The 14849-nt window shown below is 40.4% G+C and carries 14 protein-coding genes; 5 read left to right on the top strand and 9 right to left on the bottom strand.

The features are described 5' to 3' along the window. The 6 genes from lnt to ABIM45_03405 are packed head-to-tail and all read right to left on the bottom strand — an operon-like array spanning position 1 to position 6529. Positions 1-1455: an apolipoprotein N-acyltransferase gene (gene lnt, locus ABIM45_03430; protein ID MEO0238963.1), complete on the bottom strand. Its 1455-nt coding sequence runs from the start codon at positions 1453-1455 to the stop codon at positions 1-3. 33 nt (positions 1456-1488) lie between these two features. Next, positions 1489-2469 (bottom strand): ABC transporter substrate-binding protein, encoded by a 981-nt coding sequence (locus ABIM45_03425; protein MEO0238962.1) that lies wholly within the window; start codon positions 2467-2469, stop codon positions 1489-1491. A 46-nt stretch (positions 2470-2515) separates the two neighbouring features. Next, on the bottom strand, positions 2516-3874 hold the full coding sequence (cysS, locus tag ABIM45_03420; protein ID MEO0238961.1) for a cysteine--tRNA ligase: 1359 nt from the start codon (positions 3872-3874) through the stop codon (positions 2516-2518). Between the two features lie 51 nt (positions 3875-3925). Then, positions 3926-4915 carry an NAD(P)H-dependent glycerol-3-phosphate dehydrogenase gene (locus ABIM45_03415; GenBank protein ID MEO0238960.1) on the bottom strand — a complete coding sequence of 330 codons (990 nt, stop codon included), beginning with the start codon at positions 4913-4915 and terminating at the stop codon, positions 3926-3928. After that, on the bottom strand, positions 4912-5511 hold the full coding sequence (gene plsY, locus ABIM45_03410) for a glycerol-3-phosphate 1-O-acyltransferase PlsY (protein MEO0238959.1): 600 nt from the start codon (positions 5509-5511) through the stop codon (positions 4912-4914). The genes ABIM45_03415 and plsY overlap by 4 nt, the downstream gene beginning before the upstream one ends. 31 nt (positions 5512-5542) lie before the next feature. Further along, a complete protein-coding gene (locus ABIM45_03405) occupies positions 5543-6529 on the bottom strand; it encodes a potassium channel protein (GenBank protein MEO0238958.1) in 987 nt (328 codons plus the stop codon). A gap of 176 nt (positions 6530-6705) precedes the next feature. On the opposite strand from ABIM45_03405, the gene ABIM45_03400 reads away from it, so the two are divergent. Genes ABIM45_03400 through ABIM45_03380 form a run of 5 tightly spaced genes read left to right on the top strand, consistent with a single transcriptional unit; the run spans position 6706 to position 11390 of the window. After that, a complete protein-coding gene (locus ABIM45_03400) occupies positions 6706-7398 on the top strand; it encodes a TIGR02253 family HAD-type hydrolase (protein ID MEO0238957.1) in 693 nt (230 codons plus the stop codon). Further along, the gene (gene lpxD, locus ABIM45_03395; GenBank protein MEO0238956.1) at positions 7385-8392 is read left to right on the top strand and encodes a UDP-3-O-(3-hydroxymyristoyl)glucosamine N-acyltransferase; all 1008 of its coding nucleotides are present in this window, start codon (positions 7385-7387) and stop codon (positions 8390-8392) included. The genes ABIM45_03400 and lpxD overlap by 14 nt, the downstream gene beginning before the upstream one ends. Then, the gene (gene lpxC, locus ABIM45_03390) at positions 8361-9626 is read left to right on the top strand and encodes a UDP-3-O-acyl-N-acetylglucosamine deacetylase (GenBank protein MEO0238955.1); all 1266 of its coding nucleotides are present in this window, start codon (positions 8361-8363) and stop codon (positions 9624-9626) included. The genes lpxD and lpxC overlap by 32 nt, the downstream gene beginning before the upstream one ends. After that, the gene (lpxA, locus tag ABIM45_03385; GenBank protein MEO0238954.1) at positions 9623-10420 is read left to right on the top strand and encodes an acyl-ACP--UDP-N-acetylglucosamine O-acyltransferase; all 798 of its coding nucleotides are present in this window, start codon (positions 9623-9625) and stop codon (positions 10418-10420) included. Before lpxC ends, lpxA begins: the two co-directional genes overlap by 4 nt. After that, positions 10401-11390, top strand: coding sequence for a Gfo/Idh/MocA family oxidoreductase (locus tag ABIM45_03380; GenBank protein MEO0238953.1), 990 nt, complete (start codon positions 10401-10403; stop codon positions 11388-11390). The genes lpxA and ABIM45_03380 overlap by 20 nt, the downstream gene beginning before the upstream one ends. Here ABIM45_03380 and ABIM45_03375 read toward each other — a convergent pair. The 3 genes from ABIM45_03375 to ABIM45_03365 are packed head-to-tail and all read right to left on the bottom strand — an operon-like array spanning position 11337 to position 14842. Next, entirely contained in the window at positions 11337-12437 is a 1101-nt protein-coding gene (locus ABIM45_03375) for a glycoside hydrolase family 15 protein (protein ID MEO0238952.1), read from the bottom strand. The genes ABIM45_03380 and ABIM45_03375 overlap by 54 nt on opposite strands. After that, entirely contained in the window at positions 12412-14016 is a 1605-nt protein-coding gene (locus ABIM45_03370) for a SpoIID/LytB domain-containing protein (GenBank protein ID MEO0238951.1), read from the bottom strand. The genes ABIM45_03375 and ABIM45_03370 overlap by 26 nt, the downstream gene beginning before the upstream one ends. Next, positions 13997-14842, bottom strand: a complete 846-nt coding sequence (locus tag ABIM45_03365) for a hypothetical protein (protein MEO0238950.1) — start codon at positions 14840-14842, stop codon at positions 13997-13999. The genes ABIM45_03370 and ABIM45_03365 overlap by 20 nt, the downstream gene beginning before the upstream one ends. Positions 14843-14849: the final 7 nt, after the last annotated feature.

Genomic DNA, 14849 nt, shown 5'->3' with positions numbered 1-14849 from the left:
TTAACCTTTCCTCCTTTTCGTTAGTATTAGCACTACACATGTTATCATAAGACTAATTATAATGATAAAGTCACCAAATTTCGCATAAGGGGTCTTTTTGTAGAAAACACCGATATGAGAAGATATGAAACCCCATTCAAAAAGTCCAAGGGAGGTTACAATTCGGCCCTTGGGGTCGATGACCGCAGAAATCCCTGTTTTAGCAGATCTGGCAATAAATTTGCCCGTCTCGATAGCCCTAAACCTAAGGAGTTCAAAATGTTCCTTAGGTCCAAGAGATCTACCATACCAACCATCGCTGGTGATGTTAACGAGAAAACCTGCACCTTTCAATGCATATTGACGTGAAATATAGGGAAAGATAGATTCAAAACAGATCAGAGTTCCAAAGGGTATACCTTTAGCGTATAACATTACTACGGAATCTCCTGGGGAGAAATCGCCTTGCCCAAATTCTAATTTCTGGAGGAATTTAACCTTATTTTCATAAGGCAACCATTCACCGAAAGGCACTAAGTGGATTTTGTTGTACTGTCCAATAATAGAGTCTCCTTGAATAAGGAGGGCCGTATTGAAAACCCTTCTTTTTCCATTGAAATCTACATCCGCGCTCCCAAGAAGCACTGGAGCATTGGTAATCCGTGAAAGTGAGTCAATAATGGCCTGTGCTTTTAGAGAGAAACGGTAGTATCCTGGAAGAGCAGACTCGGGAAGTAGTACAAGGTCGTAGGTATCTTTTATTTCTGCGAGGAGTTTAGCATAAGACCTTTCTACTTCGACCCATTCACTGTAGTCGTCCTCTTCCCTTGGCAAGACATTTGGCTGAAAAATCAGTACCTTTAACTCCTTTTCCGGCACTTCTTTTTTGTAATAGAGCATGGCGCCTACAAGGTGGGAAGTCAGAATTAACGCCGCGAAAAGGTAAAGGTAAATTTTCCTGGCTGTTTCCCAGAACTCAAATAATAGAGTTGAGGAGAGGATTAATAAAAACCCTGTAAAGAAGATACCACCAATGGAGTTCAGCATTCTAAAATAAGGATTCTCGAGTTGGGAGTACGCAATATTCAGCCATGGAAAGCCGGTATAAAAAGAGCTTCTCAAATATTCGAAGATAACCCAGAGTGAGGGGATAAGCAGAACCCTCCACTTATTCTTTACGCCGAGTATAGGAATAGCATTAAATAGCGAAAGGTAGGCAGGGAGAATTACAAGGCCGGCAACAAGCCAGGGTCTTGTAGAAGGTTCTACTTCCATATTGAGAATCCAGTGGGTATGGAAAAACCAGAAAGGATAAAAGAAGAGAAGGCCCATTAGAATAATGTGTCTTTTTTTAAGGTCTTTTATGGCTGAGAAGAAGGGCACCAGGGAAAAGAAAGCAAAGGGATACAGTTTAAATGGCGGGAAGGATAAAAGATAAAAAACAAAGGAAAGGAAAACTAAAATAAATCTCTGCATTGAAAAAAATGGGGCCCGAAAGGGCCCCATTTTTTACTTCTGAATTTCTTCCTTTCTAAGGATTGAATTAGAGAAGTTTACTTCCCTGAATATCACTTGCATTTCCATGTACTTCTTGACTGTTCTGTCAATTTCGGAGACATCTGTCAGTTCTGTGTACTTCTCGAAAACAGGAATATTCACAGAGAAGGTATCCTGGAGCTCCATATATTTTCTGAGGATTTCCTGTGTTTTCTGTGGCTCTTTTCTTATGAAATCGATAGCCATGTTAAGAGCTTCTGCCAATCTCCTTACGCCTTCTTTATTGAGTTGAACATTAACCTTAGAGGTATAACCTAATCCACAAAGGAATGGTGACATAATTCTTCTTTCCAACACACCGTCTTCAACTATGTTAACGAGTTTATTCCTTATTAGATAGGTTCTCAAGGGCTCTGTTACAAGTAGAGCATCTACAAAGCGAAGTGCCATTGTGTCTTTCATTTCTGCTGGTGTTAAAGCGACTAAACTGTAATTATCTTCTTTAATGTTCTCAGCTGAAAGCATATATCTTAACATATCCATTTGCCTGGAATCCTTGAGATAGCCAATCTTTATTCCCTTTCTTGCGAGATCCCTGAAGGTCCTTACTGGTTTGTTCTTCGGTGCCACGAGGGCAGATTGGGGGTTATCTATCGATGACTTAGCGTTGTATACAATCCTGAAGAGGTCAGGGCTTGCCGATGCCTTTAATGCGAAAAGATCCCAGGTCGTGCCAGCACCTGCACCAAAGGCTCCCCTTCCGACTTTCTCAACTTCTTCGCCTAATTTGTCGGTTTCCTGGAGAGTAACTTTTAACTTGAGGGAGTCAAAGTATCCGTTCTCCATTGCGACATAAAGGGGAAGTGCATTTATGGATTTGTATTGAACAATGGTAATCTCTTTTACCTTAGCAGCTTGGATTTGAGGATAGGAGAGAACGAACACCAGTACTGCGAAGAGCACAATATCTAAGATTATCCATACCTTCCTCATTTTACCTCCTTATTGTGTTAAATTATAAATCCTTCACCTTTTTCAATCAAAGTTCGAAGATGGTACCCTCACGGGTATCTTTCACCTTTATTCCCAACCGTTCAAGGTCACTTCTTATTTTATCTGCAAGCTCAAAGTTTTTGGTTTTTCTTAATTCCTGTCTTACGTCGAGAATTAAACGGACAAGTTCGCTTATCTTTTCCGTGTCAAGCTTTTTCTTAGTAAAGTCGGTGATGCGAAAACCGAGGATTTCTAAAATAAATAGGATAGTAGCTCCTTCATCGGCCGCACTTTCACCTTTCTGTAGCTTAACGTTTCCTTCCTTTAGAAGTTCGAAGACGATTCCAATTGCCTTCGGGGTATTTAAATCGTCTTCCATTGCCTCTTCGAACTCCTTTACCTTTTCCCCGATTACTTTCCCGTCGGCAGGTGTAACTTGATTGAGAAAACTCTTTAGCCTACCGATTGCCCTTTCTGCTTCTTCAAGGTAATCAGGCACATATTCCGCTGGAGATCGATAGTGCTTTTGTAAGATGAAAAGTCTGATGGCTTCTGGAGTATACTTTTCCAGCAAGTCGCTTATGGCGAAGTAAAGTCCTGTAGACTTGGACATTTTTTCTCCTTTGATTAACATTGGTGCTGAGTGAATCCAATACTTTACAAATTCTCGTTCGTAGGCAGCCTCCGATTGGGCTATTTCATCTTCATGGTGTGGGAATATGAGGTCTTGGCCTCCCATATGGATATCAAAAGGCTGTCCCAGGAAATGAGTAGACATTACTGAACATTCAATGTGCCACCCTGGCCTTCCCTTGCCCCATGGTGAATACCAGTAGGGTTCTCCTTCTTTGTGGGCTTTCCAGAGAGCAAAGTCCATTGGGTTTCTTTTGTTTGGATCTGGTTCAATCCTATAAGATTCTTTAAGGTCTTCTATGTTTTTACCCGATAGTTTTCCGTAATCTTTGAATTTTGCTACCTCGAAATATACGTTTCCATTAGACTCATATGCGAATCCTTTACGAACTAAGATTTCGATGAGTTCTATAATTTCCTGGATAAACTGTGTGGCCTTAGGATAGTAAGTGGCTAACTTAACATTGAGTGCTTCTGCGGCTTTTAAAAACTCTTGTTCGTACTTATCCCCAAGAGCCCGCCAATCTACGTTTTCTGATTTGGACCTCTGTATTATCTTATCATCAATATCGGTGAAATTTTGTATGTAGATGACTTCGTAGCCCTTGTATTCTAAATATCTCCTTAACACATCTCCAAATAGGAATGTTCTCATGTGACCTAAGTGGGGCCTGTCTTGAACTGTCATCCCGCACATATAAATGCCTACTTTTGAATCGGAAAGGGGAATAAAATCTTCGTAATCTTTTCGCAGAGTGTTGTAAATCTTGATTGCCATAACTTGATTTTAAAATTAAAGCCTTGTTCAGTCAAAGGGTTATTATTAATAGAACTCAGGTTTTGGTGGTCTGTTTAGTATTGCATTAATGGCCTCTTGTGGAGATATTTCACCGTTCAAAATCTTATGGACATATTCTACTACAGGGACTTCAACACCAACTTTTTGTGCAATTTCCAAAATTACATGGGAAGTTTCAAGCCCCTCTGCCACCATATCCATCTCTTTGAGCACATCCTCGGGCTTTTTACCTTTTGCGATGGCCTCACCTACTATTCTATTTCTTGAGAAGGGTGAGAAGCAGGTCGTTATGAGGTCCCCAATCCCGGAAAGGCCTGAAAAGGTGAGAGGATTTGCCCCCAATTTCTCACCAAGCCTCATCATTTCCCTTGCGCCTCTCACGATTAGGGCCCCCTTGGTGTTTGCCCCAAAACCTAAGCCGTCAAGGATTCCCGCGGCGATTGCAATTACATTTTTTACGGCGCCCCCGAGTTCACATCCCTTCACATCAGATGAATAGTAAACTCTAAAATATCCCGTGTGGAAGAGATTCTGGATTTCCTTAGCGAATTCAATATTTTCGGATGCCACAACCACAGAGGTTGGTATCTTCTTTAGCACTTCTCTTGCAATGGATGGACCTGTTAATACGGCAATGTAAGACGAAGGGAAAAATTCTTTAAGAATTTCTGAAGGTGTTTTGTGACTTTTCGCCTCGACTCCCTTGATCACAGATACGATTTTTGATGGGTTGAGTTTTGGGGCCACTCTAATCAATAAATCCCTCAAATGTTGTGAAGGTACAGCAAAAATGAGGTATTCAGAATCGGCTATTTCTTGAGGTTCGTAAGTGAATCGAATAGAATCGGGGATTTTATATTCACCGAGTCTTTTGGGATCCATTCTTTTTGTTTCCAATTCAATCTTTTTCTCTAAGCGCCTGCAGAGTACCGATACCTGATGCCCCTTTTCATTTAATAAAATTGCAAGAGTTAACCCCCAGCTCCCCGAACCGATTATTGCAACTTTACTCATTGCTTTAATCTTAATTTGTTTTCTGTTTTATTTAAGAGCCTTCGGATGTTATCTTTATGGCGATAGACAATAACAAGCGGTAGTAAGAAGGAAATCAATAAAATGTCTGTAGTTGCTCCTCTTGTGAGAAATGTTACGAAGGGCACTGCAGAGGCTATCATTGATCCTAAGGATACATATTGCGATACAGCTATAACAAGAACCCAGATTACGAAGGTTATGAGTGCCGCAAGTGGCTCAAGGGCTAAAAGCCCCCCGAAGAAGGTGGATACACCCTTGCCTCCTTTTAACTTAAGATAAGGTGAAAAGCAGTGCCCAAGGACCGCAGTCATCCAGACTAAGTAGGGAAATAAAGAATCAGAGAAAAACTTTCTGGCAAGAATAACGGGAATAAAAGATTTTAAAATATCCGATACAGCCGTTAGTAAGGCTATTCCAGCCCCTGCTGCTCTTAGAACGTTGGTAGCTCCAATGTTACCGCTGCCGAAGGTCCTAACGTCCTTTTTGTGAAAGATTTTAACATACAAGAGTCCAAAGGGTATTCCCGAAACCAAAAAAGTTGCTATTAAATATAGTGGCAAAGTAAAGGGTTGCATAGGATAATATTATCCGATATCCTTCAAACGTTCAAAGATTCTCCCCTTTTAGCTTTTCCGCTTCACCAATCACGACAAGTACATCGTTTTCTCTTAAAACTTCATCAGGCGATGGATTAAAGATCGTTTTTTCCCCTCTTCTTATACCGATCACAAGAAGTCCGTGTTTTTGTCTCAAGCCTGCTTCCCTCAATGTCTTATTAACCAGTGGGTGATGTTTGTCAAGAACCAATTGTTTTATTGCATATTGGACTGGTTCTGCATTAATTATAAAATCTACAATCTCTACAATTTCCCTCTTCGTGAGGTATTCTGCTATTTTTATTGCACCTTCTTCGTAGGGGGTAATTACTTTATTTGCCCCGGCTTTTATTAGTTTTTTAACTGAAGACTCGTTTTCGGCTCTTGAGACGATCACAATGTTAGGGTTTAACTCTCTTGCGGTAAGTGCCACATATAAGTTGTCAGCATCTTCTGTGAGTGTGCAAGCAATTCCCTTTGCCTTTTTTATATTAGCCATGAGTAGAGTTTCCTCTTCCGTGGCATCTCCTTCAATGTAAGGAAATCCCTTTTCCTGCAATATTCTTATTTTTTCAGGGTCCTTTTCAATGACCACGAATTTTTCATTCTTTCCATGAAGTTCCTTTGCTACTATGCTGCCTATCCTCCCAAAGCCACAGATAATGTGATGCCCTTCCATTTTTATTTCTTTCCTCCTTTTCAAAAGTAAATTGCTAAAAGTTGTTTCAAACAAAAGTTCGCCAACTGTAAAGAGGGTATAGGATACAAAGGCAATTCCAGTGATGATGTATAGGATGGTGAATATTTTCCCAGTATCGCTCAATGGGTGAACCTCTTTGAAGCCAACGGTGGAAATTGTTATGATTGCCATGTATAGTGCATCGAGGGGAGACATATTTTCGATTTTGATGTAGCCCAGTGTTCCAAGGGAAATAATCAAAAATATCCCCACTAATAAGACTAAAATTCTCCTCTGTTCAGTATGTCCACCTTTCATATTTCAAATTATAATAAGGGGGTTGTAAAAATCAAACTTAGTTGAGGGTTAGAAATTAATGCATTGGGATACGCTGGAAATTGACGCACTTTATCCGATTGGTTTTTATTAAATTTTCGCTTTACTTTAATTTTTTTCTTGAAGAAGCCTATTTCAGGAGTTATAATTAATTCACTATGATAAAGGCTGTTCTCTTTGACCTCGATAATACCCTTGTTGATTTTATGAAGATGAAGGAGATGGCCGTTGAGGGTGCGGTGGATGCGATGATTGACGCAGGACTAAGTATGTCAAAGGAAGAGGCGATTAAAAAGATTTATGAAATTTATGATAGAGAAGGCATCGAGGATCAAAAGGTTTTTGATAAATTTTTGATGGAAGTTTATGGAGAGATAAACTATAAAATTCTTGCAGCGGGAATTGTTGGCTACCGTAGGGCTAAGGAAGGGGCTTTAGTACTATACCCAAAGGTGTACTATACATTGATGGAGCTTCTCAAACGGGGCAAGAGGTTAGCGGTAGTTTCCGATGCTCCAAGGCTTCAGGCATGGACAAGGTTAGTTCAGACAGGTCTGCACCATTTCTTTGAAGTTGTTGTGGCCTTTGAAGATACCAATAAGAGAAAACCTGACCCCGAACCTTTTTTGTTTGCACTAAACAAGTTGGGGGTCAAACCACAGGAAACCCTCATGGTTGGCGATTGGGCTGAAAGGGATATTGTCGGAGCCAAAACCCTTGGCATGATAACGGTTTTTGCGAGGTACGGGAACACTTTTGGCACTGTAGTCTCTGGGGCTGATTACGAAGTAAATTCGGTCAGTGAAATCCTAAAAGTAATTGAGGAGTTAGATAAAAGTGAAGGCAAGTGACCTTGCCCTTGAACTGGATGGAATATTAGAAGGTAACCCCGATTTTCCAGTGAAGAAGCCAGCGCCCATTAAGGTTGCTGGTCCTGAGGATGTTACTTTTTTGTTTGATGAAAAATTCGATGAAGAAAAGGAATTTGGGTTATTAATTGCTACCTTTAGACCCCGGAAATCTAAATATTCTGCGTTGATCTTAGTAAAAAATAAAGATGAAGCGATGATAAAGGTTTTAAGGCATTTCGAAAAGAAGGATGAGTTTGACATCGCGAATCCTGTTTCACCTGAGGCTGAGATTTCAGAAGATGTTAAAATACCTCCTTTTTGTTTCATCGGGAAAAGGGTGAAGATTGGAAAGGGCACGAGAATCCATCCCTTTGTATTCATAGGAAGTGATTCGGAAATAAGGGATAATGTGACAATCTATCCTTTTGTTTATATAGGTCATGACGTTAAAATTGGCAACAATACTACTATTTTTTCTGGGGCTGTGATTGGCGCAGATGGATTTGGTTTTTATCGAACGCAAAGTGGCTACATTAAGATTCCTCAGGTTGGAGGAGTGATTATTGAAGAAGATTGTGAGATAGGGGCCAATGCAACTATTGACAGAGCGACAATTGGATATACTATTATTAAGAAAGGGACCAAGCTTGATGATCAGGTTCACGTTGGCCACAATGTTGAAATTGGCGAGCATACGGTTATTGCTGGACAAACGGGAATTGCTGGAAGTACTAAGGTTGGTAACTGGGTAATGATGGGTGGCCAAGTAGGTATTGCCGATCATCTTGAAATAGGAGATAACATTATCATACTGGCAAAGGCAGGGGTTGCAAAGAGCCTTGAAGGGCCTGGTATCTACGGAGGATACTTTGCTCGGGAAAGATCTAAATTTTTGAAAATAAGGGCCCTTGAGGAAAAGTTACCTGAGATCTATGAAAGGTTAAAGAGGCTGGAGGAAAAAGTTGAAGGAAAGGACAATAAGGAAAAGGATTGATTTTAAAGGAATTGGATTACATTCAGGACAGGAAAGCACTGTAGTTGTTGAGCCGGCAGAGGAAGGCACAGGAATAATTTTCCATAAGTATCCTGAAGATGTTCAGATTCCTGCTCATTATGAGAATCTCCACAGTATAAACCGAGGAGTGAACCTGGGTAAAGGGAATGCAGTGGTTATGACCGTTGAGCATCTCCTTTCTGCTCTGTGGGGGTGTGGAGTTGATAACGCCTATATAGTTGTGGATGGTCCTGAGATTCCTGGATTGGATGGTTCTGCTTATGAATTTTCAAAGGCGATTATGGATGTTGGAATAATTGAGCAAGCTAAGGATAGAAAATACCTTGAAATAAGAAAGCCAATTAATATTGCCTCAACGGATTTTACCATCTCTGCCTTTCCTTCAAGGGACTTCGAAGTGAGTTACGGCATACAATACTCAGGCCATCCATTACTCTCTTACCAGTATGCATATTTTAGAATTACCCCTGAGACTTACTTTAGCGAGATTAGCAAGGCAAGGACCTTTTTGTTAGAGGAGGAAGTGAATACTATTTTAAGCTCAGGGCTGGGGAGAGGTGGAAGCCTCGACAATGTGGTTGTCGTAGGTAGTAATGAATTTAAGGCTAAGGGCGGACTTTATTACCCCGATGAGCCTGTGAGGCATAAGATTCTTGACCTAATTGGTGACATTGCTCTTCTTGGGAAGAGGGTTCGTGGCAAGCTTGTGCTGGAGAGGGCAGGGCATAGGGCCCATCTGGAACTCGTCAAGGAACTTGATAAACTTTTTGGTGGGGCCAATTTTTCCGTCTACGATATTCTTAAAGTCATGCCCCACAGGTATCCATTCCTCCTTGTAGATAAGATTGAATCACTAACGGAAAAAAAGGTTGTTGGTATTAAGAATGTGACCATAAATGAGCCCTTCTTCCAGGGGCATTTCCCAGAATTCCCTGTAATGCCGGGCGTTTTGATCATAGAGGCGATGGCTCAGGTAGGAGGTTTTCTGATTTTAAAACGTGTTAAAGACGTTAACAACGTTCTTGTTTTATTTGCAGGTATTGACAATGCAAGGTTTCGCAAGCCCGTCAAGCCCGGTGATACTTTGATAATAGAGGCCGAGTTGTTAAGGTTTGGTGGGAAGATGGCGAAGGTAAGGGCTGTTGCGAAGTGTCAAGGTGAAGTAGTTGCTGAGGCAGAGCTTATGGCTCAGATTACGGAGGTTGAAAGGTGAAAATTCACCCAACTTGCATAATTGAGGGAGATGTAGTCATAGGTGAAGGCGTTGAAATTGGACCCTATACCGTGATTAGAGGTAATGTTAGTATTGGAAAAGATACTAAAATTGGTTCTCACGTGGTTATCGAAGGAAATGTGGAGATAGGTGAGAAGAATTTGATCTATCCTCATGCGTATATCGGTGGACATCCTCAGGACCTTTCGTACAGAGGGGAGAAGAGTTTTATCAAGATAGGTAATAACAACACCATTAGAGAGTTTGTGACCATTCATACTGCGTCTGGAGAGGGTAACTTTACTAAGGTGGGTGATTCTAATTATATTATGGCATATGCCCATCTTGCCCATAATGTAGAAGTGGGAAACCATTGTATTATCGTGAACGCTGCGCAGCTGGCAGGTTATGTAAAAGTGGATGACCATGCCTTTGTATCGGGACTTGTTGGAGTGCATCAATTCGCAAGAATAGGCGGTTACTCAATTGTTGGAGGCGGGGTAAGGGTTTCTCAAGATGTTCTTCCCTTTATGATGGTAGCGGGGGACCCACCAAAGGTCTACGGCCTTAATATTGTCGGACTAAGGCGGAAGGGCTTCTCTAAGGAAAGGATAGCGGTTTTAAAGAAGGCCTTTGATATACTTTGCAGAAAGGGCCTTTCCTTGCCTTCGGCAATTGATACAATAAAGAGCGAATTGCCATTGAATGACGATATCAAGTATCTTCTCGATTTTATATCCAGTTCAAAGAGAGGCGTGTTGAGGAGACCAGCGAATGAGCGAGAAGAAGATTAGGATCGGCGTTGTTGGCGTTGGGCACCTTGGCGAAATTCATGTGAGAAATTTGAAAAATATAACCCTCGATACACCTTTCGTAGAATTTTCTGGCATTTTTGATGTAAATCTCGCGAGAGCCAATGAGATTGGAGAAAGGTATAAGGTAAAAGTTTTTCCTACATATCATGATTTGCTCCAGAATGTTGACGCAGTGGTGTGTGTAGTTCCAACTCAATTTCATTACCAGGTGGGGAAAGAGGCCCTTGAAAGGGGTAAACACCTCTTCCTTGAGAAACCGATGGCCAAAACTTATGAGGAGGCCGAAGAAATTTTAGACCTATCTAAGAAGAAAGGGCTTATCCTACAAATAGGGCATGTAGAAAGGTTTAATCCTGCTTTTACGGCCGTTGCGAAATACATTGAGCGGCCTCTATTTGCTGAAATCCACCGCCTTTCAATTTTCAATCCGAGGGGTGTTGATGTGGATGTAATATTGGATTTAATGATTCATGATATTGATATCGTTCTGCTTTTCTTTAAGGAAGAACCAGTCTCCATTGACGCAGTTGGAGCTCCAATTATTACAGAAAAAATCGATATTGCCAATTCTCGCTTAGTTTTTTCGTCAGGAGCTATGGCAACGCTTACAGCATCCAGGGTCTCTTTCAAGAAGATTAGAAAGGCGCGGTTTTTCCAGATTAACTCTTACATTGCTATCGATTATCTTCAAAAAACCGTTGAAATGTTTCGCAGGCATAACGATGAAATTCTACCTTATTTTCCTGAGATTGACACCACTGTAGAACCAATTAATCTTGAATTAAGGGCTTTTATCGATTCATTGCGTGAGCTCAAGCAGCCTCCTGTTACTGGTGAGGATGGGTTAAGAGCCCTTAAGGTAGCTCTCGCCATTAGCAAGAAGGTGAATGAAAACTTAGAAAATTACATTAGAAACCACCCTGAGGAATTCGGAATTACTCCAGGTTAGTGGATCCGCAGGCCCGGGTATACCGTCATTTTCTAATTTACTTTTCTCGATCCAGAATTTTTTCCCTTCTTTCGAAAAAATCAGATTATCGTCAATAATTTGTTCGGGCAATGGGAATCTATAGCGGTATTTCACTAATTCTACAGCCATTCTTTTATTTTTCAGCTTCAAAAAGGCCTCTGCAGCCCAGTAGTTCAGTATAAACCACACTCCACCTCCAAAATAAACATCTTTTTCGGTGTTTATAACAAATCTTCTGAGACCTAATCCATCCGGTGAAAGTTCGTTGTAAATCCCCCTTAACGAAGTTTCTAAAAGGTCTAAATCTTTAATTACGTCGAAGAACGTGAATAGCAAAAGGTTGGATGCATCAATACCTGCAGGTTCATCTCTAAAACTTCTTTTCATTTTTAAGATAACTCCATTTTTCTCGAATTTCAGAATTTCATCATGAAGATGTTCCAGAAAATTTGAGTATTCAACGTGTTTAGCGGGCAATCTTCTTAGTTGATCCTTTCTAACATTGAGGCTGTAGTAGATGGCACCCAGGGTATAGGCATGAAGGTACTCATCATGCATTTCCCAAGCATCTGCACATGGCGTATCATATACTTTGAAAAAGTACTCATCGTAAAGTGATTTTAATTCTTCCTTAAGAACCTGCTCATTTTTTAACACTTCATATTTCAACACTGTTGCGTATGCGAGGGCGATGCCATCATATTGCCTTTCAGACCAGGGGTCGTTGTATTTTTTAAAGTTTGGTGAATATCGAGCCCGTGGGTGGAGTTCTTGATCAAGAAAGTCGGGATCGTTTTTGTTTTTTTCTAAGATAACTCGGATTTTATTTTGTTCCAATTCCAGGATAGTTTTAAGCCATTTAACTTCTTTAGTGAGATCTACATCAAACTCCATCAGTGCAAGGGTTATGAAAGAGTGGTCCCTTAGCCATACTTTTTGGTAAGGTTTGTAGGTGGGAGATGCCAAAAAACCTCCATTTATACAGGAGGATTTTATATACTCAATAAATTTTCTCAACCTGTGCACCAGAAAAATAAAATGTTAGAATTTCCTTATAACTTTTTCCACTTGAGGCAAGCCCGGCGGCCCCATACTGACACATCCCGACTCCATGACCAAAACCGGCTCCTCTTATAACGAAGATATCTCCAACCTTGTCAACATAAAAAAGGGAAGAAGGTAACATATTTGTGTCTAATGCCCTTCGAATGTCAAAGTCTCCTTCAATAAAGGTTGATCCGTTTTCTCCTTCAATAAATACAACTTGAGCTCTTCCTGAGGGTCCTCTCTTTGTGACTTTTACATCTAAGATTCTCCCTAAGGATTTTCCAAATTTGTTCCTGATGTTGAGAGAAAGCTCTGTTGAACTTATTGTCCTTTCCCACCTGAAATATCGGTTTCCCTCATTACAATTGGCAGAAGTCGGATAGTCTATGAAATTTCTAACGTCGGCATCAGAATAAAGATAAAGTGGATTGTCCTTGTTATAAATATCGCGTCTTGCCTTATAGTATGGAAGTTTTTTACCAAAAATTTCTTCGGATGAAGCTAATGCCCCACCGCAACTTGAGTGGTAGAAAACCGAAATTAATTTGTTTTCGCATGTGATGACTTCTCCTCGTGTTTCATATACTATGCTTTTCAAATATGGATTGTTGTTGAATCCTTCATAATTTTGGGTGAATATGTCCGCCGTAGCGTCAAAAGGTTCCGAAAATAGGGTGAGTTTCTTTTTCATTGTAGAAATGGCGTTGGTTCTTGCGGCCACTGCTTGAGCTTTCAGGGCTTCCTTAGGGAAAGATAAAGGTACTTCTCCCTTTAAAACACCTTCAACGTAATCTTCAACGGGTAGTTCGTTAATAACGTATATCTTGCCTGAATTTGATGGTCGTACTTCTAAGATTCCTCCAGCAAGGAAAGGCTTTCGATCAGATCCGCCGTAATACAGGTTTTTCCTCTGAAAGTTCATTATTTTCATCGGGGCTTTTGAGACGATCTTAATTATATCATGTGCCTCATAAGATTTGTCTCCAAAACGCAGTATTAACGTTCCTGATGGTGGGGTTTTTAACTCTTTGAAGATAGTTTTTCTCAATGGAGAAGATTTTCTTAGAGCTTCATCCTGGCTATCAAAAGGGCCCTGATAGACGAGGTAGGAGATGGTTGAATAGGTCCCCTTCTTTGTTTTGAAGGTCATCCCGATTTCTTTTACATTTACTTTTATACCATTTCCAGCAATTTCCCTTCCTTTTTCGAGAGCTTCGCTTAAAGTTTCATAATCGCCATAGCTTACATAGTAATAAAAACTTGCAGGCTTTGACTTTGTAATAGTGACTTGTAAGGGGGACTTGGTGCCTTTGTATTTGAGGATATTTCCCTCATAGACATAAAAGGAATCTTCCAGCATTAAATAGACTTCATTGTATTCTCCAAGTCCCACTCTTATGGTAAGTTCCTTAGTGGGCCAAGTAAAAGGAATTTGGGGAAGTTCGAATTTTTCCAATTCCTCCGGTTTTTCTCTAACCGCTTTTCTTTTCGCACAAGTTGAGAAAATTACTAAAATCGAAAGCAGGATTTTTATTAAATTATTTCTTCTCCAACTCACTTATCCTTTCCTTTGCTTTTCTTGCGTAAATAGATCGTGGTGGAGCTAATGTTAGTACTTTGTAATAACACTCGAGGGCTTCCTTTTTATTTCCAATATCTTCAAGAATTTGCCCTTTGATATAATAAGCGTCGTCAAGGTATATCTTTGGTATGCCCCACTGTATGAACTTATCGAGCATTTCAAGGGCATTCTCATACATTTCCTTTTCCATGTAGTCTTTTGCTAAATTGAAGTAAGCTTCCCCAAGTATAAATTGTAACTCTGCGTCTTCTCTGAATTTTACTATTTTGTCAGAGTTCTTAACAATTTCCTCCCATTGGCCAAGCAGGTAGAGACACTTAATATAGTACTGGGCGATTTCGTCAAAATTTCCGCCTTCCGAAACATATTTTTCGAAAAATTTTTTAGCCTCAATGTAGTTGTCATCATCCATTAGCTTCTGGGCAATTAGCTTTGACCTGCGACCTAAAGGAATATCTGGGGATATTTTGTAAGCCTTGTAATAGACGTCTATAGCCATATCTTTATATTTCAGATTGAGGGCACTATCACCAAACTCCAAAAGAAGCTGAACGAGTTTTGACCTGGTTTTACTATCCTCCGGAGGTTCAATGCCCATCAAAGTTTCATAGGCCGATTTCATATTTTTTCTTAGAAAGTAGATCTTTGCGAGGTAAATTTGAATTGATGGAGAAAATTCGCCTTCTGCCTGGGCTTGGTAGATGAGGTTTTCTGCTTGATCAAGTTTACCCTTTGATATTAATTCTTCAAGTTTTCCGGAAATATCCTTTGCCAAAAGAAGAGAGTTAAAAAGGAGAAACACAAGAGGG

This window comes from candidate division WOR-3 bacterium (genome assembly GCA_039803545.1).
GTDB lineage: Bacteria > Hydrothermota > Hydrothermia > UBA1063 > UBA1063 > UBA1063.
This window is presented reverse-complemented; position numbering and strand designations above follow the sequence as displayed.